The 20296-nt window shown below is 62.8% G+C and carries 17 protein-coding genes and 1 riboswitch; of the genes, 13 read left to right on the top strand and 4 right to left on the bottom strand.

Annotation, left to right across the window (positions count from 1 at the left end; all coding sequences use genetic code 11):
• The first annotated feature begins 43 nt into the window (after nt 1-43).
• The 4 genes from hutI to AC1DX3_RS12630 are packed head-to-tail and all read left to right on the top strand — an operon-like array spanning nt 44 to nt 4932.
• Nucleotides 44-1255 (top strand): imidazolonepropionase, encoded by a 1212-nt coding sequence (hutI, locus tag AC1DX3_RS12615; protein ID WP_476989652.1) that lies wholly within the window; start codon nt 44-46, stop codon nt 1253-1255.
• Entirely contained in the window at nt 1252-2775 is a 1524-nt protein-coding gene (gene hutH / locus AC1DX3_RS12620) for a histidine ammonia-lyase (protein WP_476989653.1), read from the top strand. Before hutI ends, hutH begins: the two co-directional genes overlap by 4 nt.
• A 4-nt stretch (nt 2776-2779) precedes the next feature.
• Nucleotides 2780-4438, top strand: a complete 1659-nt coding sequence (gene hutU, locus AC1DX3_RS12625) for a urocanate hydratase (RefSeq protein WP_476989654.1) — start codon at nt 2780-2782, stop codon at nt 4436-4438.
• Nucleotides 4435-4932 carry a HutD/Ves family protein gene (locus AC1DX3_RS12630; RefSeq protein ID WP_476989655.1) on the top strand — a complete coding sequence of 166 codons (498 nt, stop codon included), beginning with the start codon at nt 4435-4437 and terminating at the stop codon, nt 4930-4932. Before hutU ends, AC1DX3_RS12630 begins: the two co-directional genes overlap by 4 nt.
• Here the strand turns inward: AC1DX3_RS12630 and AC1DX3_RS12635 are convergent.
• A complete protein-coding gene (locus AC1DX3_RS12635; RefSeq protein ID WP_476989656.1) occupies nt 4929-5798 on the bottom strand; it encodes an EamA family transporter in 870 nt (289 codons plus the stop codon). The two genes, AC1DX3_RS12630 and AC1DX3_RS12635, sit on opposite strands and share 4 nt — an antisense overlap.
• Nucleotides 5799-5812: 14 nt before the next feature.
• Nucleotides 5813-5876, bottom strand: a riboswitch (guanidine-III (ykkC-III) riboswitch).
• A 100-nt stretch (nt 5877-5976) separates the two neighbouring features.
• On the opposite strand from AC1DX3_RS12635, the gene AC1DX3_RS12640 reads away from it, so the two are divergent.
• The 4 genes from AC1DX3_RS12640 (at nt 5977) to tdh (ending at nt 10620) form a co-directional block, all read left to right on the top strand.
• Nucleotides 5977-7008, top strand: a complete 1032-nt coding sequence (locus AC1DX3_RS12640) for a glycosyl hydrolase family 18 protein (RefSeq protein ID WP_476989657.1) — start codon at nt 5977-5979, stop codon at nt 7006-7008.
• A 511-nt stretch (nt 7009-7519) separates the two neighbouring features.
• Nucleotides 7520-8257, top strand: coding sequence for a 1,2-phenylacetyl-CoA epoxidase subunit PaaC (gene paaC, locus AC1DX3_RS12645; RefSeq protein ID WP_476989658.1), 738 nt, complete (start codon nt 7520-7522; stop codon nt 8255-8257).
• An 84-nt stretch (nt 8258-8341) separates the two neighbouring features.
• The gene (kbl, locus tag AC1DX3_RS12650; RefSeq protein WP_476989659.1) at nt 8342-9538 is read left to right on the top strand and encodes a glycine C-acetyltransferase; all 1197 of its coding nucleotides are present in this window, start codon (nt 8342-8344) and stop codon (nt 9536-9538) included.
• Entirely contained in the window at nt 9535-10620 is a 1086-nt protein-coding gene (tdh, locus tag AC1DX3_RS12655) for an L-threonine 3-dehydrogenase (RefSeq protein WP_476989660.1), read from the top strand. Before kbl ends, tdh begins: the two co-directional genes overlap by 4 nt.
• Before the next feature lie 308 nt (nt 10621-10928).
• Here the strand turns inward: tdh and AC1DX3_RS12660 are convergent, their stop codons facing one another.
• From AC1DX3_RS12660 to AC1DX3_RS12670, 3 genes are all read right to left on the bottom strand, one after another.
• A complete protein-coding gene (locus tag AC1DX3_RS12660; RefSeq protein ID WP_476989661.1) occupies nt 10929-11336 on the bottom strand; it encodes a hypothetical protein in 408 nt (135 codons plus the stop codon).
• 207 nt (nt 11337-11543) lie between these two features.
• A complete protein-coding gene (lhpI, locus tag AC1DX3_RS12665; protein WP_476989662.1) occupies nt 11544-12464 on the bottom strand; it encodes a bifunctional Delta(1)-pyrroline-2-carboxylate/Delta(1)-piperideine-2-carboxylate reductase in 921 nt (306 codons plus the stop codon).
• Nucleotides 12457-13383 carry a LysR family transcriptional regulator gene (locus AC1DX3_RS12670; protein ID WP_476989663.1) on the bottom strand — a complete coding sequence of 309 codons (927 nt, stop codon included), beginning with the start codon at nt 13381-13383 and terminating at the stop codon, nt 12457-12459. The genes lhpI and AC1DX3_RS12670 overlap by 8 nt, the downstream gene beginning before the upstream one ends.
• 102 nt (nt 13384-13485) lie before the next feature.
• Here AC1DX3_RS12670 and AC1DX3_RS12675 point away from each other — a divergent pair, with 102 nt between their 5' ends.
• The 5 genes from AC1DX3_RS12675 to AC1DX3_RS12695 are packed head-to-tail and all read left to right on the top strand — an operon-like array spanning nt 13486 to nt 20291.
• The gene (locus AC1DX3_RS12675; RefSeq protein WP_476989664.1) at nt 13486-14769 is read left to right on the top strand and encodes an NAD(P)/FAD-dependent oxidoreductase; all 1284 of its coding nucleotides are present in this window, start codon (nt 13486-13488) and stop codon (nt 14767-14769) included.
• Between the two features lie 9 nt (nt 14770-14778).
• Nucleotides 14779-16314: an L-piperidine-6-carboxylate dehydrogenase gene (gene amaB / locus AC1DX3_RS12680; protein WP_476989665.1), complete on the top strand. Its 1536-nt coding sequence runs from the start codon at nt 14779-14781 to the stop codon at nt 16312-16314.
• The gene (locus tag AC1DX3_RS12685; protein WP_476989666.1) at nt 16307-17503 is read left to right on the top strand and encodes an acyl-CoA dehydrogenase; all 1197 of its coding nucleotides are present in this window, start codon (nt 16307-16309) and stop codon (nt 17501-17503) included. Before amaB ends, AC1DX3_RS12685 begins: the two co-directional genes overlap by 8 nt.
• Nucleotides 17504-17505: 2 nt before the next feature.
• Nucleotides 17506-18657: a CaiB/BaiF CoA transferase family protein gene (locus AC1DX3_RS12690; RefSeq protein WP_476989667.1), complete on the top strand. Its 1152-nt coding sequence runs from the start codon at nt 17506-17508 to the stop codon at nt 18655-18657.
• Nucleotides 18642-20291: a thiamine pyrophosphate-binding protein gene (locus tag AC1DX3_RS12695; protein WP_476989668.1), complete on the top strand. Its 1650-nt coding sequence runs from the start codon at nt 18642-18644 to the stop codon at nt 20289-20291. Before AC1DX3_RS12690 ends, AC1DX3_RS12695 begins: the two co-directional genes overlap by 16 nt.
• Nucleotides 20292-20296 lie beyond the last annotated feature (5 nt).

Below are 20296 nucleotides of genomic sequence, written 5' to 3' on the forward strand. Positions count from 1 at the left end.
CATTATTTTCAGCCTTGCAATCGGATTGGCAATCAGGTGGTTCATGCGATGTGATCATGTCTGGCAAAACGCCCGCCTGATGACCATGGTGCCAAACGATTCTGGCCCACTCGGGCTTATCGACAATGGTGTCGTGGCGGCGAAGAACGGCCGCATCGTCTATGCCGGTCCGGCGGATGAAGCGCCAACCTTGGATGGCCCGACGTCCGATTGCGACGGCCGCTGGATCAGCCCAGGTCTGATCGACCCGCATACCCATCTTGTCTTCGCCGGCAATCGCGCTCATGAGTTCAAACTGCGTCTCGACGGCGCCAGTTACGAAGACATTGCGCGCGCGGGCGGTGGCATTTTGTCGACCGTGCGCGAGACGCGCCTGGCCAACGAAAACGAGCTGATCGCGCAAACCCTGCCGCGTCTCGACGCCCTGTTGCGCGACGGCGTCACCACGGTCGAGATCAAATCGGGGTACGGCCTGACCCTGGCCGACGAGCTCAAAATGCTTCTCGCCGCCCGGGGAGTGATGCGTCATCGCCCGGTGCGCGTCGCGGCGACATTGCTGGCCGCCCACGCCGTGCCCCCAGAATTTGCCGGCCGCGCCGACGCCTATATCGACGAGGTGTGCGAGCGCATCATCCCGGCCATAGCACGAGAAGGCCTGGCCTCCGCTGTCGACTGTTTCTGCGAAGGCATCGGCTTTAGCCCGGCCCAGACGGTGCGGGTGTTCGATGCCGCCAAGGCGCACGGATTGGCCGTCAAGCTGCACGCCGAACAGTTGTCGAACCTGAACGGCGCCGGGTTGGCGGCGCGTTACGGCGCCCTGTCGGCCGATCATTTGGAGCATCTCGACGATTCCTGCATTGCGGAAATGAAGGGCGCCGGCACGGTCGCCACCCTGCTGCCTGGCGCCTTTTACTTTATGCGCGAAACGAAGGTGCCGCCGATTGCCGCCTTGCGCGCTGCCGGCGTGCACATGGCTTTGGCGACCGACTGCAATCCCGGCACCTCGCCCGTGACTTCGTTGCTGAGCGTCATGAACATGGCCGCCACCCTCTTCCGCATGACGGTCGAGGAGTGCATGCGGGGCGTCACAGTCAACGCTGCTCATGCACTCGGTCTCGGCGGCGAGATCGGCACGCTGGAGGCCGGCAAGAGCTGCGACCTCGCCATCTGGTCGGTCTCCGAGCCGGCCGAACTCGTCTATTATCTGGGCCTGAGCCCGCTTCACGCCCGCATTTTTCAAGGCCAGACAACATGATCCTCACCCCCGGCGACGTCACCTTGAGCCAATGGCGCGATATCTATCGCGGCGCCAAGCCGACCCTCGATCCCGTCTGTTTGCCACGCGTCGCCGAGAGCGCCGCCGCCGTCGAACGCATTTTGGGCCGCGGCCAGCCGGTCTATGGCATCAATACCGGCTTCGGCAAGCTGGCTTCGACGCGCATCGATTCCGAGGATCTGGAAACCTTACAGCGCAATATCGTGCTCAGCCACGCCGGCGGTGTCGGTGATCCATCCCCCACCGCCATTGTCCGCCTGATGCTGGCCCTGAAACTGACCTCCCTGTCGCAGGGCGCCTCGGGCGTCAAGGTGGCGACCCTCCAGCGCCTGGAAGACCTGCTGACTCGTGACCTCATCCCCGTCATTCCGTGCCAGGGTAGCGTCGGCGCCTCGGGCGACCTGGCGCCGCTGGCCCATATGGCCGCCGTCATGATCGGGGTCGGCGAGATCGAGCAGGATGGCGTGCGCCGCCCCGCCGCCGAAGCCCTGGCCGAGGCCGGACTGGCGCCGCTGGTTTTAGGTCCGAAAGAGGGTTTGGCCCTGCTTAACGGCACGCAGTTTTCAACCGCCAATGCCCTGGCCGGACTGTTCGAAGCCGAGGTCCTGTTCCAGTCGGCCCTGGTCACCGGCGCATTGTCGACCGAGGCCGCCAAGGGTTCCGACGCGCCATTCGACCACCGTATCCACACCCTGCGCCGCCATAAGGGCCAGATCGATGTCGCCGATGCCCTGCGCGATTTGATGAGCCGATCGGCTATCCGTGCCTCCCACCTCATCGGTGACGAGCGTGTGCAGGACCCCTACTGCCTGCGTTGCCAGCCCCAGGTCATGGGTGCGGCGCTCGACGTCCTGCGCCAGGCGGCAACAACCTTGTTGACCGAATCCAACGGCGTTTCCGACAATCCTCTGATTTTTCCGGAAACGGACGAAGCCCTGTCCGGCGGCAATTTCCACGCCGAGCCGGTCGCCTTTGCCGCCGACATGATCGCGCTCGCTGTGTGCGAAATCGGCTCGATCGCCGAACGCCGCATCGCCATGCTGGTCGATCCCGCGCTTTCGGGACTGCCGGCCTTTTTGACGCCGAAACCCGGGCTTAATTCCGGCTTCATGATCCCCCAGGTGACGGCCGCTGCCCTGGTCTCCGAAAACAAGCAGCGCGCCTACCCCGCCAGCGTCGATTCCATCCCGACCTCGGCCAACCAGGAAGACCATGTGTCGATGGCGGCCCACGGTGCCCGCCGCCTGCTCGGCATGGTCGAGAATGCCACGGCGGTCATCGGCATCGAACTGCTGGCGGCGGCGCAAGGCTGCGATTTCCACGCGCCTTTGACGTCGTCGGCGGAGTTGGAAAGCGTCCGCGCGTTAACGCGGGCGTCGGTGCCGCATCTCGACGACGACCGCCATTTCCACCCCGACATGGCCAAGGCGATCGCCCTCGTCCGCGACGGTTCGGTGATCCGCGCCGCCAACTATCCCCTTCCCTCGATTTCCGGATAAGCTCATGACTCGTCTCGACAATTCCCGCGTCATCAAACCCGCCACCGGCACGACGCTCAGCGCCAAGTCGTGGATGACCGAGGCGCCGCTGCGCATGTTGATGAACAACTTGCACCCCGATGTCGCCGAACGGCCCGAGGAACTGGTCGTCTATGGCGGCATCGGCCGCGCCGCCCGCGATTGGGAAAGCTATGACAAGATCGTCGAAACCCTGCGCCGGCTGGAGAATAACCAGACGCTGTTGATCCAGTCGGGCAAGCCGGTCGGCGTTTTTGAGACCCACGAAAACGCACCGCGCGTCCTGATCGCCAATTCCAATCTCGTGCCGAAATGGGCGACCTGGGAGCATTTCCACGAGCTCGACCGCAAGGGTTTGGCCATGTACGGCCAGATGACGGCCGGGTCGTGGATCTATATCGGCACCCAGGGCATCGTCCAGGGCACCTATGAAACCTTCGTCGAGATGGGCCGCCAGCATTACAACGGTGACTTGAGCGGCAAATGGCTGCTGACCGCCGGTTTGGGCGGCATGGGCGGGGCGCAACCGCTCGCCGCCGTCATGGCCGGCGCCTCGTGTTTGGCCATCGAATGCCAGCCGTCGCGGATCGAGATGCGGCTGCGCACCGGCTATCTTGATTATCAGGCCAAGGATATCGACGACGCCCTGGCCATGATTGCCAATACCACCAAGCCGATTTCGGTCGGGCTGCTGGGGAATGCCGCCGATGTCCTGCCCGAACTGTTCCGCCGCGGCGTCCGTCCCGACCTCTTGACCGACCAGACCTCGGCCCACGATCCGATCAACGGTTACCTGCCGTCCGGCTGGACGGTCGAGCACTGGATGGACATGCGCGAACGCGACCCGCAGGCCGTGGCCACAGCGGCCAAGGCTTCGATGGCCCAGCACGTCCGCGCCATGCTCGATTTCCATGCCGCCGGCGTACCGACCGTCGATTACGGCAACAATATCCGCCAGGTCGCCAAGGACGAAGGTGTCGAGAACGCTTTCGATTTTCCCGGTTTCGTGCCGGCCTATATTCGGCCGCTGTTCTGCCGCGGCATCGGTCCCTTCCGCTGGGTGGCGCTGTCGGGCGATCCCGAGGACATTTACAAGACCGACGCCAAGGTCAAGGAACTGCTGCCCGACAATAAACACCTGCACAACTGGCTCGACATGGCGAAGGAGCGCATCAAGTTCCAGGGTCTGCCGGCGCGCATCTGCTGGGTCGGTTTGGGCGATCGTCACCGTCTGGGGTTGGCGTTCAACGAGATGGTGCGGTCGGGGGAGTTGAAGGCGCCGGTCGTTATCGGCCGCGATCATTTGGATTCCGGGAGCGTCGCTTCGCCCAACCGCGAGACCGAAGCCATGCGCGACGGTTCGGACGCTGTCTCGGATTGGCCATTGCTCAACGCCCTGTTGAACACGGCGTCGGGCGCCACCTGGGTGTCGCTGCACCACGGCGGCGGAGTCGGCATGGGCTATTCGCAGCATTCCGGCATGGTCATTGTCTGCGACGGCAGCGACGATGCCGCCAAACGTATCGGCCGCGTCCTGTGGAACGATCCGGCGACGGGGGTGATGCGCCACGCCGATGCGGGTTACGAGATCGCTTTGGATTGCGCCCGCGACAAGGGTCTGGATTTGCCGGGCATCCTGAAGTGATTACGCCGTTACCCGCCGCCGATCGCGTGGCTGTGCCGTGGAAGAACGGCGGCGGGGTGACGCGGGAGGTCTGCGTCTTTCCCGCCGGCGCCGGCATGGACGATTTCCTGTGGCGGATCAGCATGGCCGAGGTGGCCGAAGCGGGGCCGTTTTCAGTGTTTGAGGGTATCGACCGGCACCTGACCTTATTGCGCGGGCGATTGCAACTGACGTTCGATGATCGTGAGGTTGTCCTTGGTCCCGGCGACAGTCTCGTCTTCGACGGCGCGGCGCGTTGCCATGGGACGCCGCTCGATGGGCCGGTCAGCGACCTCAACGTCATGACCCGGCGCGGTCAGGTGACAGCGATGGTGCGGCAGGTCGAAGGGCATACCGTCGCGATGCCAAGAGCTGCCGTATTGATTGATTTGGCGAGCCTGGATGCCGTGATGTTCGACCCGGCGCCAGGTCATGTTCAGGCGCCGGGTATGTCCATCCTGGTCGAGTTCGCTTAAGCCACCGCTTCCGCGGCGCGTTTGGCGGTCAGGCTGCTGCCGGCCGAGGCGACGATCACCAGGCCGATGGCCAGCCACTGCCACAGGCTGAGATGTTCGCTCAGGATCACCAGCCCCAAAAGCGCGCCGACGGCGGGTTCGAGGCTCATCATCAGGCCGAAGGTCTTGGCCGGAATGTGCTTCAACGCCATCATCTCGAACGAATAGGGAATGGCCGACGACAGGACGGCGATGCCGAGGCCCCACGGCAGGACCGACCACGACCACAGCCCGACGCCGGCATGAACCATGCCGATCGGCAGGGTGAAGACGGTCGAGAACAGCATGCCGAGCGCCACTGCCTTGCCGCCATGGACGCGGTCGGAGACCTTCTGGCCGACGATGATATAGACGCCCCAGCACAGGGCCGCGACCAGGGCCCAGGCGACGCCGATGGGATCGAGTGCGGTCATGCCGGCACGCAAGGGCAGAAGCAGGGCCAGACCGGCGACGGCGCAGGCGACCCAGACAAAATCGCTCCACCGTCGCGACGCCAGGATGGCGACGGCCAGCGGACCGATAAATTCCAAGGCGACGCCTATACCCAAGGGGATACGCGCGATCGCCATATAGAAGGTCAGGTTCATGACGCCCAAAATGGCGCCATAAAGGACGACGATGCCCCAGTGCTTGCGCTCGGGTCCGCCGGTCCACGGCCGGAACCAGGCCAACAGGACGACCGTGGCGAACAACTGGCGCAGGGCGGTTGTGCCTTCGGCGCCGATAATGGGGAACAGGTGCTTGCTGAAGGACGCACCCGCCTGGACCGAGACGATCGAGATCAGGATGGCGATAATGGCAAGCAATTTGACGTTTATTTTAGACATGGTTCGACTCCGGTGTGGCGTCGTCTTGTCGTGACCGGGTACGGCGCACCTCGTCCGGAGAACATCTGCCGCCTAAATAGCGAATTGCGGCAGTAGTCTCAACTCATCAGCAAAATAAAATTGGTCTCATTGATTCCGGATGGCTGCGCTGGCACAGTCGCAAAAAAGAGGAAACACGATGATCCGCACCGCCGCACTTGCTCTCACGCTGGCCGCCTTTGCCGTGCCAGTTACGGCCAAGCCGGTGATTATCGGTTATCTGCCGACCTTCAAGGACTACAATGCGGCACTCGATGCCACGGACCTCTCCAAGGTCACCCATATCAATGTCGCCTTTGTCAATCCGGACCCCGACGGCCTGATCGTCAAGGGTGACGCCATGGCCTGTTCCGACGGCTTCAAGGGCGGCAATGTGCCGCTGGCCGACATGCGCACCATCATCGCCCGCGCCCACAAGGCCCACGTCAAGGTCATTCCTTCCCTGGGTGGCGGCGAAATCCCGAAATGTTCGGGTGATTGGGTGACGCTGTTGTCGCCGGCCATGCGTTCGACGACGGTGGCCAACCTGCTGAAATTCGTCGACGATGAGAAGCTGGACGGCATCGATGTCGACCTCGAATGGGACGTCCTGACGGCGATTGACCAGGCCGGGGACTACGTGCCGTTTATCCAGGAGCTGTCGGCCGGCCTGAAAAAACGCCACAAGCTCTTGACCTGCGCCACGGCGTCGGGCGAAGGCGGCATGGTGCCGCTGGGGTCGGTGCCCTATTTCGATTATATCAACATCATGTCCTATGACGGTGTCGGCATCAATCGCGACGGCAAGATCTGGGGCAGGCCCGGCGGTGAAATCGCCAGCATGGACATGGCGCGCGAGGACATCGCCGTGTGGCAGGCGCGCGGCGCCACCCCGGCCCAGATCGTCCTGGGTGTGCCGTTTTACGGCCATGCCTTCGGCACCTATCGCGGCAATGCGCACGATTACAACGACCTGCTGGCGGCCTATGGCGAACAGGTGGCGGAAAACGATATTATAGGTGAAGCCTGCGCCGGCTGTAATTACGTCACCTATAATGGCCGGCCGACGATCCGCGCCAAGGCGGAGTTGGCCAAGCAATATGGCGCCGGGATCATGATCTGGGAATTGTCGGGGGACGTTCAGGGCCCGGACAGCTTGCTCGACGCGGTCTATGACTCGCTGAACAACTAAAAAAAACGCATCGTCCTCGTCGATGCCGACTAAACTCGAATTTTCGTGCTTTTCGTGCTTTTCGTGGTCAAGCCTTTTTGCGCTGTGGCAAGGCAAGCAAGAAGGTTTCGAACACGAAAAGCACGAAAAAAGAGAAAAGCACCAAAATTCGGGATTTGCGGTTAGGGCCTCGCTTGAACCTATTACGACGGTCGCTGCGCGACGAAACGCCCGCACAATAACCGCAGCATAATTGCCCAAATTGACTCTCATTTTTAGGAAAATATTGCAAACTGACGGCAAATTTGGAAATTTGACAAAAATGTCAATTTTCCAAATTGACCCTGCGGCGGTTTTTTTGTACCTTGAAAATCAAGAACAAGAGTAACGCCGTAATGCCGATCGTACGATCTACGATGTCCAAGGGGGAGAAAATGCTGCAGGCTACATGCGCAGCATTTGTGTGCCCCGATACCGCGGCGGCCTTGTTCCGCAACCCCAAAACCTCCATAAAATAAAAACAGGCACAGCCATGCGTGATCCTTTGTACGACTATACCCTTCGCCTCGGCGACGATTGCCTCGTCCTCGGTCAAAAGCTCAGCGCATGGTGCGGCCATGCCCCCAGTCTGGAAGTCGATCTCGGCTTGTCCAACCTGGCGCTCGACCTGGTCGGTCAGGCGACATCCTGGCTGGAACTGGCGGCCAAGGAAGAGGGCAAGGGCCGCAATTCCGATGCCCTCGCCTTCCACCGCAAGCCCGGCGAATTCCGTAACTGCGACCTGGTCGCCCAGGACAATGGCGATTTCGCCCAGACCCTGGCGCGGCAATTCTTCTACTCGAATTTCCAGCTGCTCTATCTCGAGGCCCTCAGCGGCTCGTCCCACAAGGGCATTGCCGAGATCGCCGCCAAGAGCGCCCGCGATGTCGCCTATCATGTCGATTTCACCACCGACTGGATGATCCGCCTCGGCGACAGCGCCTGCCTCAGCCACAAACGCCTGGTCAAGAGCCTGGAGCACATGTGGGCCTTCGTCGACGATCTGTTTGTGATGACCGAGGCCGATCACGCGCTCTATATCCGCGGTATCGCCGTCGACAGGGCTGCCCTGCGCGCAGAATACGACGCCCGTATCACGGCCGTGCTGCACGAGGCCGGACTGACCCTGCCGCGGGTCGAAAAGGCCGCCAATGACAGCAAGCGCGCCGCCGAACGCGTGCCGGAAATGCACTTCAATACGCGCGAAAATGACGTGCGCTGGGGCTTTTAATAGCCTATTAGGTATATGATTTCTATTGCAACGACTTCGCCGGGGGTGTAGGGCAAAGCCCTGTTCAGCAACGGAGATGAGCGTATGCGCGCTGCCTTTTATGACCGGGTTGACGACACCCTTGCCGATATCGAAGCGCGCGGACTGAAGAAGCCCGAGCACGTCATCGCCTCGCCGCAAAGCCCGGCCCTGCGCCTGGAAGACGGCCGGGAGGTCGTCAATTTCTGCGCCAACAACTATCTCGGCCTGGCCGACCACCCCGAGGTCATCGAAGCCGGCCGCGCCGCCATGCTGACCTACGGCTCCGGCATGGCCAGCGTGCGCTTTATCTGCGGCACCCAGACCCTGCACAAGACGCTGGAAGCGAAAATCGCGGCCTATGTCGGCAAGGAAGACGCCATCCTGTTCGCCGCCTGTTTCGACGCCAATGGCGGGGTGTTCGAACCGCTGCTGACCGAGGAGGACGCCATCGTTTCCGACAGCCTGAACCACGCCTCGATCATCGACGGCGTGCGGCTGTGCAAGGCGAAGAAGTACCGCTTCCAGAACGCCGATCTGAACGACCTCGAAACCCAGCTCAAGGCCGCCCGCGACAACGGCGCCCGCACGGTTTTGATCGCCACTGACGGCGTCTTCTCCATGGACGGCTACTACGCCCCGCTTGAAGGCATCTGCGCCCTGGCCGATCAGTATGACGCCCTGGTCATGGTCGACGACTGCCACGCCACCGGCTTCACCGGCCCGAAAGGCGCCGGCACCCACGCCCGCGCCGGCGTCGCCGACCGCGTCGACATCCTGACCGGCACCTTCGGCAAGGCCCTGGGCGGCGCCATGGGCGGCTATGTCGCGGCGAAAAAGGGCGTCATCGACCTGCTGCGGCAACGCGCCCGTCCCTATCTCTTTTCCAACGCCCTGGCGCCGGCGATCACGGCTTCCAGCCTCAAGGCCATCGAACTGGCCGAAGCCGGCGGCGACCTGCGCGACAAGCTCACCGCCAATGCGGAACGCTTCCGCGCCGGCCTGGGCGCCGCCGGTTTCGACCTGCTGCCGGGTTCGCACCCGATCATCCCGGTCATGCTGTACGACGCCAAGCTGGCCCAGGCCATGGCGGCCAAGCTGCTCGATGAAGGCATCTATGTCATCGGCTTTTCCTTCCCGGTCGTGCCCGACGGCAAGGCGCGCATCCGCACGCAGATCTCGGCCGCCCACACCTTCGATCAGATCGACAAGGCCATCGCCGCCTTCACCAAGGTCGGCCGTGAATTGGGAGTGGTAAAATGAGTGACGACGCCCGCCCCATGACAACGACCGCCACCTTGCCGAAGACCATGAAGGCTTTGGGGAAAACCAAGGCCGAACCCGGCATCTGGGAAATGACCGCACCGGTGCCCGACTGCGGCCCGGACGATGTCTTGCTGAAGATCACCCACACCGCCATCTGCGGCACCGACATCCATATCTATAATTGGGACGCCTGGGCGCAAAAGGCCATTCCGGTGCCGATGATCACCGGTCACGAATTCGCCGGCGAGATCGTCGCCATCGGCGCCCGCGTCACCCGCCCACTCAAGATCGGCCAGCGCGTTTCCGGCGAAGGCCACGTCGTCCATATGGACAGCCAGGCGGCGCGCATGGGCCGCTTCCATCTCGACCCGGACACCCAGGGCATCGGCGTCAACCGCCCGGGCGCTTTTGCGCAATATATGGTCCTGCCGGCCTTCAATGTCGTGCCCTTGCCCGAGCGCGTGTCGAACGAGCTGGGCGCCGTGCTCGACCCCTTCGGCAATGCCGTCCACACCGTGCAGCAAACCGATATGGTCGGTCAGGACGTGTTGGTCACCGGCGCGGGACCGATCGGTATCATGGCGGCGGCCGTCGCCCGGTTTGTCGGCGCCCGCAGCGTCACCATTACCGATATCAATCCCTATCGTCTCGACCTCGCCTCAAAGGTCGCCGACCTGCGCACGGTCGACGTCTCCAAGGAAGACCTCAACGATGTCCGCCATGAGCTGGGCATTGCCAACGGCTACGACGTCGCCATGGAGATGAGCGGCGCCAAACCGGCCATCCCCCAGGCCATCCAGCATCTGCGCATGGGCGGCGCCTTGACCTTGCTGGGCATCCCCGCCGGCGAAACCACGGTCAACTGGAACGACATCATCATGAAGGCGATCACCATTCGCGGCGTCTACGGCCGCGAGATGTTCGAAACCTGGCGCACGATGCTGGGCCTGATCGAGGCCGGCTTCCCGCTGGAACGGATTATTACCCATCGGTTGCCAGCGAGTGAGTTCCAGCAAGGCTTTGAAACCATGCGCGCCGGTCAGTCGGGCAAGATCGTCCTCGACTGGAGCGGGATGTAAGGTTCGGTAAGGTTTGTCCGCAGATTACGCAGATTACRCAGATTTTTCAGAGTCCACTCGGCTGGCTTTTGAGTGTGCTGAATCTTTTGAAGCTTTTTGCCACGGATAAGCACGGATTCGCCGCTTTGCGGCGACACGGATAAGTAAGGTTTTGATCCACAGATCAGCCAGATAAGCACAGATTTCAGGATGACATCTTGGCGCGGCGGTCTTTTTCAGGCGCGAAATCCCATCTGGCTTATCTGACCGTAACGGGCCTTATCTGTGGATTTCCATCTTTCCTAACTTTGCAAGGAACCGCAGTCTTTTCAATGTGTTAATCCTGCCTCGATAGCGAAAATGACCTTCTCAGCTTTCAGTGTTGAAAAGCTGATGCCTTTCAACGCAAAAAAGTCCGCAGCTAGACGGACCGCTTCGCGTAAAGACTCGACGACAAAGTCCGCTATATCTTTACCTTCAGCAACAGACTGAGGGACCACAATCTGCACAACGAGCCCCTTGTCTTTGTTAGAATAGTGTCCCAACTTAAAGCCATTAAAATCAGGCTTTGACACCGAACCTGGTACAAGGAAAATCGGATTAATCCACGCTTCCGATCCATGGTCGTAGCGAGCACCTCTTTCGTTGGCAGCGATATTCATTGCAGTATTAAGAATTTGATGTATTGGCGCCCCCCTCTGCTCAGGCCCTCCAAAATGATTTCCAATTGCAATCATTGTCCACGTCCTTGCACTCTCACTCGCTTGGCTAGCACCAAGTTATCTGCTGTATTGATCATACCAGGTCTCCAGTATCAACCGCACCAAAGGCCAGGTGTCGGAGGAGGTCAAGAATAAGCAAGTGCCCCCTCCGTCAGCGACTTCGCCGCAAGAGCGGCGAGCGCGCCGACACCTCCCCATTTCTGCGAAATAGGGAGGAGAAGGTTATCCCATCGCCAAACTCGCAGTCGCCAGGTCTTGCGCAGCGTCGCCGACGCTCTTGAACACGGTCACCGCGTCCTCGCGACCGTCGACAGCGCCGACCGCGCACAGGTCGGCCAGGGTGCCGCGGATATTTTCGGGCAGAAGCAAGCCGCTGGCGATCGGCACCGTCAAATCGCCGGCTTCGTTCAACGCCGCGCGGGTATCGATCCACACCTGAGCCGTGCTCATCAGGGCGTCGTCGCCTTCGCGCATGCCCGGCGTATAGCCGCCGATCAGCGCCACATGCTGCCCGGCATGCAGCCACTCACCCAGGATCAATGGGTGTTCCGACAAGGTGGCGCAGGCGATGATATCGGCCCCGGCCGCCGACGCGGCCAGATCATCGCTGACCGTGGCAGCGAAGCCGTTGGCGCGGAGATGGTGGACCAGTTTCTCCGCATTGGCGCGGGTGGGTGAATAGACTTCGACATCGCGAATATCGCGGACGCTGCGATAGGCGTAGGCCAGTTCGCTGGCGATGCGGCCGGAGCCGACCAGCAGGAGTTTGTGGGCATGGGCAACAGATAGGCGGTCGGCCGCGATTGCGGCCACTGCCGCCGTGCGCCGCGCCGTAAGTTCGCCGCCATCGAGCAGGGCCTTGTGTTCGCCGGTGATAGCGTCAAACAACAGGTAGCTGGCGGTCACCGCCGGCAGGCCGCGCTTCATATTGCCGGGGGTCACGTGGACGATCTTGACGCCGCCCATGACCGCGTTCCACGCCGGCATCATCAGCAAGGTGGCGTCGGGTTCGCCGGCCTGGGTGACCGTATGGACATGGCGTTGTGGCGATACCGTTTCTTGCCGCAGCAATTTCGGCAATTCAGCCGTCAGGCGGTGATACGGCAGGCGTTCGATCAGGTCGCGGGCAGTCAGATTATGCATGTGCGTCTCGCTCTTGTTGTGCGGTTACATCCAAAACGGTTTCCGCCAAAATCCATTCGCGGAAGGCCATCAGCGGCGGATGGTCGGCGCGGTCTTCCGGCCACGCCAGGTAATAGGCTTCGGCATTCTTCATCGGCAGGTCCAACGCGCGGACCAGTTGCCCGGTCTTCAACTCTTCCTCGATCAGGAAGGTCGGCAGCAGGGCGACGCCCAGCCCGGCGCGCGCCACTTGGGCCACCGTGGCGAATTGGTCGAACAACATGCCCTGGACGTTATCGGCCGGTGCGTCATTGAGCACCAGCCAGCGTTCCCAGGCGTCCGGCCGCGTCGTCAGGTGCAGCAGCGGCGCCTTGCGGATATCGCTGGGTCTCGCGAACTGAAAGCGTTGCAGCAATTCCGGACTGCACGCCGGCACGACATATTCTTCGCGCAGCAATTGGGTGTGTGCCCCCTGCCAATCGCCCTTGCCGTGGTGGATGGCCGCGTCCATGGCCTCCAGACGAAAATCGAACATGGTCAGGCGCGTCATCAGGTTGAGCGTAATGCCCGGATGTTGCGCCAAAAAAGACGGCAGACGCGGCGCCAGCCAGCGCGTGCCGAAGGTCGGCAGGATGGCCAGGTTCAATGTGCCGCCGAACGGATTGGCGCGCAGGTTGAGCGAGGCCATGCTGATCTTCTTCAAGGCATCGCGGATATCGCGGGCATAGGCCTCTCCGCCCGTCGTCAAGCGGATGGTCTGGCGTTCGCGGTGGAACAGCTCGACCTCCAACTGGTCTTCCAGCGCCTTGATCTGGCGGCTGACGGCGCTTTGGGTCAGGTTGAGTTCGCGCGCCGCCGTGGTAATGCTGCCGGTGCGCGCCGCGGCCTCGAAGGCCTGCAGATGGGCGGTGGGCGGCAAAAAACGGCGCGGCGTCAACATCGAAGTTCATTCCGTTTGAGAATGAGTTAATGCCGAAATGGCACTTTATATCGCCTATATTAGCGCGTATAAGCCACAAGTCCATACGTATCCGGAATGAACATGCTGAACGATGCCCGCACACACGGCCTGTGGGAAACCACGGCGCCCGAGGCTCCGCCGACAACGGCGTTGAGCGGAGATGTGCGCGCCGAGGTCTGCATCGTCGGTGGCGGTTATACCGGTAATTCAGCGGCCCTGCACCTGGCGAAAAGGGGCATAACGGCCGTCGTCCTCGAAGCGAAAGAGATCGGTTTCGGCGGCGCCGGGCGTAATGTCGGCCTGGTCAATGCCGGCATGTGGGTCATGCCTGACGAATTGCCCAATGTCCTGGGCGAGGTCCACGGCGATCGCTTGCTGAAACTGTTGGGCGACGCCCCGGCCGCGGTGTTCGACATCGTCAAGACCTACGGTATCGATTGCCAACTGGAAACCAACGGCACCCTGCATTGCGGCGTCGGTCAGGCTGGCCTCGACGAATTGAAGCAACGCGAGGCGCAATGGCAGGCGCGCGGCGCTCCGGTGCGCCTGTTGTCGCCCGAGGAAACCGCGCAAAAGATCGGCAGCCATGCCTATAGCGGCGCCCTGCTCGACCTGCGCGCCGGCACCATCCAGCCGTTGGCCTATGTTCGCGGCCTGGCGACGGTGGCGCTGAAGGAAGGCGCCACCATCCATACCGGTTCGCCCGCCCTCGATGTCACGGCCGACGGCTCGCAATGGCGGGTGCGCACGCCCGAGGGCTCCGTCACCGCCGATTGGGTCATCATGGCGACCGACGCCTATACACAAGGGCCGTGGGAGATCATCCGCCGCGAGCAGGTCCACCTGCCCTATTTCAACTTCGCCACCGAGCCGCTGTCCGCCAATGTCCGCATGTCGATCCTGCCCGGCAAGGAAGGCGTATGGGACACCAAGGAAGTCCTGTCGTCCTTCCGCATGGACAAGCTGGGCCGGCTTATCTTCGGCAGCGTCGGCGCGCTCAAGGGCGTCGGCGAAACCATCCACCGCGGCTGGGCCCTGCGCGCCCTGCACAAGATCTTCCCGCAACTCGGCGACGTCAAATTCGAAGCCGAATGGTACGGCCAGATCGGCATGACCGACGACAACCTGCCGCGTTTCCACAAATTTGCCGACCACGTCATCGGAATCAGCGGCTATAATGGCCGCGGCATCGCCCCCGGCACCGTCATGGGCCGGACCCTGGCCGAGCTGATCGCCGGCGACAAGACCGAGGCCGATCTGCCCCTGCCCGTCACCACGCCCGCCGAGGCGAAAATGCGGGTGATGAAGGAAGTTTTTTACGAGGTCGGCGCCCAGGCCGTCCACCTTACTGACTCAAGATTTTAGGAGCCCGCCATGATCACCGAAACCACACGCACTGCTGAAGATGTCTCAAACCTGCTGAAGGCCCTCGGCGTCGACGCCAAGACCTATACCGGCGGTTCGCTGACCGTCCATTCGCCGATCACCGGCGACGTCATCGCCAATGTCGTCGAAACCTCGGCCGCCGACGCCACGAAAGCCATCGACGCCGCGCATAAGGCCTTCCTCGATTGGCGCGTCATCCCGGCGCCGAAGCGCGGCGAACTGGTCCGCCTGTTCGGCGAAGAGCTGCGCGATCGCAAGGCCGAACTGGGCAAGCTGGTCTCGCTCGAAGTCGGCAAGGTAACCTCCGAAGGCCTGGGCGAAGTCCAGGAAATGATCGACATCTGCGATTTCGCCGTCGGCCTGTCGCGTCAGCTTTACGGCCTGACCATCGCCACCGAACGCAGCCACCACCGCATGATGGAAACCTGGCAACCGCTCGGCGTCGTCGGCATCATCTCGGCCTTCAACTTCCCCGTCGCCGTCTGGGCATGGAACGCGGCGCTTGCCCTCGTCTGCGGCGACTCGATCGTGTGGAAGCCGTCGGAAAAGTCGCCCCTCACCGGCCTGGCTACCCACGCCCTGTTCGAACGCGCGTTGAAGGCCTATGTCAATGCCGGCTTCGACGCCCCCGAAGGCCTGTCGGCCCTGATCATCGGCGCCCGCGAAGTCGGCGAAGTCCTGGTCGACCACGACAAGGTGGCGTTGATTTCCGCCACCGGTTCGACCGCCATGGGCCGCGCCGTCGGTCCGAAACTGGCGGCGCGCTTCGCCCGCTCGATCCTCGAACTGGGTGGCAACAATGCCGCCATCGTCTCGCCGACCGCCGACCTCGACCTGACCCTGCGCGGCGTCGCCTTCGCCGCCATGGGCACGGCCGGCCAGCGCTGTACGACGCTGCGCCGCCTGTTCGTCCACGACAGCGTCTATGACACCTTCGTGCCGCGTCTGAAGAAGGCCTACGGCTCGGTCAAGATCGGCAATCCAATGGAAGATGGCACCCTGGTCGGGCCGCTGATCGACAAGCTGGCCTTCGACGGTTTCGAAAAGGCCCTGGCCGAAGCCAAGGCCGCCGGCGGCAAGGTCGAGGGCGGCGAAAGAGTCATGGTCTCCGGCGAGAATGCTTATTATGTCCGCCCGGCGATCGTTGAAATGGCCGAACATACCGGCCCGATGCTGCGCGAAACCTTTGCGCCCATCCTCTATGTCATGCGCTATTCCGACATCCGTGAAGCCATCGGTTACCAGAACGATGTCGGCGCCGGCCTGTCGTCGTCGATCTTCACCAACGACATGCGCGAAGCCGAGCTCTTCATGTCGCCGGCGGGTTCCGACTGCGGCATCGCCAATGTCAATATCGGCACGTCCGGCGCTGAAATCGGTGGCGCCTTCGGTGGCGAAAAGGAAACCGGCGGTGGCCGCGAAAGCGGTTCGGACGCCTGGCGCGCCTATATGCGCCGCGCCACCAACACCATCAATTACGGCACCACCCTGCCGTTGGCCCAGGGTGTGCAGTTCGATGTCTGATACCGCAGCCAGCCAAACCTTCAACTGGGCCGATCCGTTCCTGCTGACCGAGCAGCTCAGCGACGACGAGCGCATGATCATGGACGCGGCGCGCGACTACGCCCAGGACCACCTGGCGCCGCGCGTGCTCAAGGCCTATGCCGAGGAATATACCGACCGCAACATCTTCAACGAGATGGGCGCGCTGGGTCTCTTGGGCGCCACCCTGCCCGAACAATATGGCGGGGCCGGCGCATCTTACGTCGCCTATGGTCTGGTGGCGCGCGAAGTCGAGCGCGTCGACAGCGGCTATCGTTCGATGATGAGCGTGCAGTCGTCGCTCGTCATGCACCCGATCTATGCCTATGGCAGCGAAGAGCAGCGCATGAAATACCTGCCGAAACTGGCTTCGGGCGAATGGGTCGGCTGTTTCGGCTTGACCGAACCCGATGCCGGTTCCGATCCCGGCTCGATGCGCACCAAGGCCGAGAAGATCGACGGCGGTTACCGCCTCACCGGGACCAAGATGTGGATCTCGAATTCGCCGATCGCCGATGTCTTCGTCGTGTGGGCCAAGTCCGACGCGCATGACGGCCAGATCAAGGGCTTCGTGCTCGACAAGGGCATGAAGGGCCTGTCGGCGCCCAAGATCCACGGCAAGCTGTCCTTGCGCGCCTCGATCACCGGTGAAATCGTCATGGACGGCGTCGAGGTCTCCGAAGACCACCTGCTGCCCAATGCCCGCGGTCTGGGTGGGCCCTTCGGCTGCCTCAACCGCGCACGCTACGGCATCGCATGGGGCGTTATGGGCGCCGCCGAGGATTGCTGGCACCGCGCGCGCCAATATGGCCTGGACCGCATACAGTTCAACCGCCCCCTGGCGCAAACTCAGCTCTTCCAGAAGAAGCTGGCCGACATGCAGACCGAGATTACGCTTGGCTTGCAGGCGGCTCTCCGCGTCGGGCAATTGTTCGACGCCGGTAAGATCCAGCCGGAAATGATCAGCCTGATCAAGCGCAACAATTGCGGCAAGGCCCTGGACATCGCCCGCCACGCCCGCGATATGCACGGCGGCAACGGCATCCATGAAGAATACCATGTCATGCGCCACGCCCAGAACCTGGAAACCGTCAACACCTACGAAGGCACGCATGACGTCCATGCGCTGATCCTCGGCCGGGCGCAGACGGGTTTGCAGGCGTTTTTCTAGGCATGAAACCCCTTTCCGGCCTGAAGGTTCTCGAACTGGCGCGCATCCTGGCAGGGCCATGGTGCGGCCAGGTCCTGGCCGATCTCGGCGCCGAAATCATCAAGATCGAGCGCCCCGAAGCCGGCGACGACACCCGCGCCTGGGGCCCGCCCTTCGTCACCGATGCCACCGGCCAAGCCTGGGGCGCCGCCTATTTTCACGCCACCAATCGCGGCAAATCCTCCGTCGCCGTCGCCTTTGAAACCCCCGAAGGCCAGGCCATCATCCGCGCCCTCGCCGCCGAAGCCGACATCGTCATCGAGAACTTCAAGGTCGGCGGCCTGGCCAAGTACGGCCTCGACTATGCCGCCCTCAAAGCCGTCAATCCCCGGCTGATCTATGCCTCGATCACCGGCTTCGGCCAGGACGGCCCGTACGCCCAGCGCGCCGGCTACGACTACATCATCCAGGGCATGTCGGGCCTGATGGACATTACCGGTGAGCCCGAGCGCGAACCGCAAAAGGTCGGCGTCGCCATCGTTGACATCTTCACCGGCATCTATACGGCGACGGCGATTTTGGCTGCGGTGCGCGGGCGCGGTGTGTCGGGCGAAGGCTGCCATATCGACATGTCGCTGTTCGACGTGGCCACCGGCGTATTGGCCAATCAAGCGATGAACTACCTCGTCTCCGGCAAGTCGCCGTCCCGCCTCGGCAATGCCCATCCCAATATCGCGCCTTACCAGGTGTTCAAGGTCGCCGACGGCCATGTCATCGTCGCCGTCGGCAATGACGGCCAGTTCCACAAGTTCTGTGCCGCCGTCGGCGCCAGCGATATTGCGCAGCATGACGGCTATCGCAGCAACGCCCAGCGCGTCGCCGTGCGCGCCGAACTGTCCGACGCCTTGCAGCCCTTTCTGTTGCCGCATACGCGTGCGGCGCTATTAGACCTGCTCGAAACCCACGGCGTACCGGCCGGACCAATCAACCGTATCGAGGACGTTTTCAACGACCCGCAAATCGTGCATCGCGGCCTCAGACTTGAACTGACCGCGGCCGATGGCTCCAAAGTGGCGGGCGTCGCCTCGCCGATCGTGATCAATGGCGAACGCATGGTCGCCGACACCCCCTCGCCTATGCTCGGCACAGGCAAAGCTGAATGGACGACACAATGAGAACCGGTGGCCAAATCCTTGTCGATCAATTGGTGAAACAAGGCGTCGAGCGCATCACCTGCGTGCCGGGCGAAAGCTATCTGGCGGCGCTCGATGCCATGTACGACGCCGATATCGACGTGATGATCTGCCGGCACGAAGGCGGCGCCGCCATCATGGCCGAGGCCTATGGCAAGCTGACCAACCGCCCGGGCGTGTGCTTCGTAACCCGCGGTCCCGGCGCCACCAATGCCGCCCACGGCGTCCATATCGCCCAGCACGATTCGACGCCGATGATCCTGTTTATCGGCCAGGTCGAACGCGCCATGCTGGGCCGCGGCGCCTTCCAGGAAATGGATTACACCGAAGTCTTCGGCAGCGTCGCCAAATGGGTGGTCGAGATCCGCGACCCGGCGCGCATTCCGGAACTGGTGGCGCGCGCCTTCCGCGTCGCCCTGCAGGGCCGGCCGGGCCCGGTGGTCATCTCCCTGCCCGAAGATATCCTGACCGAGATGGCCGATGTCGCCGACGCGCCCAAGGTCATCCGCACGGTGCCGGAAATGTCGATCACCCATTTCCAGGCGTTCGAACACCACCTGCTGGCGGCGAAAAAGCCCCTGATCATCCTCGGCGGCTCCCTATGGAGCGACGAAGGTTGCGACGCCATCGCCGAGTTCGCCGAGCGCTTTTCCATCCCCGTCGCCACCGAATTCCGCCGCGGCGCCCTTTTCCCCGCGACCCACCCCAGCTATGCCGGCGACCTCGGTTTCGGCCCTAACCCGAAACTGGCCCAGCGCGTGCGCGACGCCGATCTGCTGATCCTGATCGGCGCCCGCATGGCCGAGGTGCCGTCGCAGTCCTACACCCTGATCAAGGACCAGAAGGTCATCCACGTCTTCCCCGACGCCGCCGAAATCGGCAAGGTTTATCAACCCGTTCAAGGCATTGTGTGCGCTCCGGACGCCTTTGCCGGTTCCCTGACCTGGCTGAAACCGCCGGCGCGTGTCGTGTGGGCGGAAGAGACGCAAAACGCCCATATGGACTTCCTGATGTGGACGACCACCGCGGCCAAAATCCCCGGTGATTTCCAATATGGCGAGGTCATGGTGTGGCTACGCGATACCCTCCCCGCCGACACCATTATCTGCAACGGCGCCGGCAATTACGCCATCTGGGTCCACCGCTACTGGCGCCACACCCTGCCGCGCACCCAGATCGCCCCGACCTCGGGCAGTGTCGGTTACAGCGTCCCCGCCGGGGTCATGGCCAAGCGCCAGTGCCCGGACAAGACCGTCGTGGTCTTCGCCGGCGACGGCTGTTTCCTGATGCACGGCAACGAATTCGCCACGGCGGTGCAGTACGACATCCCGGTCATCGTCATCGTCGTCGACAACGGCATGTACGGCACCATTCGCATGCACCAGGAGCGCGACTACCCCCACCGCGTCGTCGGCACCGACCTGAAAAACCCCGACTTCGCCGCCTATGCCACGGCCTTCGGCGGCCATGGCGAGACGGTGCGTACGACGGCCGACTTCGCCCCCGCCTTCGAGCGCGCCCGCGCTTCGGGCAAGCCGGCCATCCTGCACTGCTTTATCGATCCGCAGGCCATTACCCCGGCCAAAACCCTGGACCAGGTCGCCAGCGGCGGTTAAGGTCG

The sequence above is a fragment of the Asticcacaulis sp. P2_B1 genome (assembly GCF_056404915.1).

Bases quoted from the DNA above. Each gene is read 5' to 3' on its own strand.
- hutI (WP_476989652.1), top strand. From the start codon at position 44: ATGCGATGTGATCATGTCTGGCAAAACGCCCGCCTGATGACCATGGTG.
- hutH (WP_476989653.1), top strand. From the start codon at position 1,252: ATGATCCTCACCCCCGGCGACGTCACCTTGAGCCAATGGCGCGATATC.
- hutU (WP_476989654.1), top strand. From the start codon at position 2,780: ATGACTCGTCTCGACAATTCCCGCGTCATCAAACCCGCCACCGGCACG.
- AC1DX3_RS12635 (WP_476989656.1), bottom strand. From the start codon at position 5,798: ATGTCTAAAATAAACGTCAAATTGCTTGCCATTATCGCCATCCTGATC.
- AC1DX3_RS12640 (WP_476989657.1), top strand. From the start codon at position 5,977: ATGATCCGCACCGCCGCACTTGCTCTCACGCTGGCCGCCTTTGCCGTG.
- paaC (WP_476989658.1), top strand. From the start codon at position 7,520: ATGCGTGATCCTTTGTACGACTATACCCTTCGCCTCGGCGACGATTGC.
- kbl (WP_476989659.1), top strand. From the start codon at position 8,342: ATGCGCGCTGCCTTTTATGACCGGGTTGACGACACCCTTGCCGATATC.
- tdh (WP_476989660.1), top strand. From the start codon at position 9,535: ATGAGTGACGACGCCCGCCCCATGACAACGACCGCCACCTTGCCGAAG.
- AC1DX3_RS12660 (WP_476989661.1), bottom strand. From the start codon at position 11,336: ATGATTGCAATTGGAAATCATTTTGGAGGGCCTGAGCAGAGGGGGGCG.
- lhpI (WP_476989662.1), bottom strand. From the start codon at position 12,464: ATGCATAATCTGACTGCCCGCGACCTGATCGAACGCCTGCCGTATCAC.
- AC1DX3_RS12670 (WP_476989663.1), bottom strand. From the start codon at position 13,383: ATGTTGACGCCGCGCCGTTTTTTGCCGCCCACCGCCCATCTGCAGGCC.
- AC1DX3_RS12675 (WP_476989664.1), top strand. From the start codon at position 13,486: ATGCTGAACGATGCCCGCACACACGGCCTGTGGGAAACCACGGCGCCC.
- amaB (WP_476989665.1), top strand. From the start codon at position 14,779: ATGATCACCGAAACCACACGCACTGCTGAAGATGTCTCAAACCTGCTG.
- AC1DX3_RS12685 (WP_476989666.1), top strand. From the start codon at position 16,307: ATGTCTGATACCGCAGCCAGCCAAACCTTCAACTGGGCCGATCCGTTC.
- AC1DX3_RS12690 (WP_476989667.1), top strand. From the start codon at position 17,506: ATGAAACCCCTTTCCGGCCTGAAGGTTCTCGAACTGGCGCGCATCCTG.
- AC1DX3_RS12695 (WP_476989668.1), top strand. From the start codon at position 18,642: ATGGACGACACAATGAGAACCGGTGGCCAAATCCTTGTCGATCAATTG.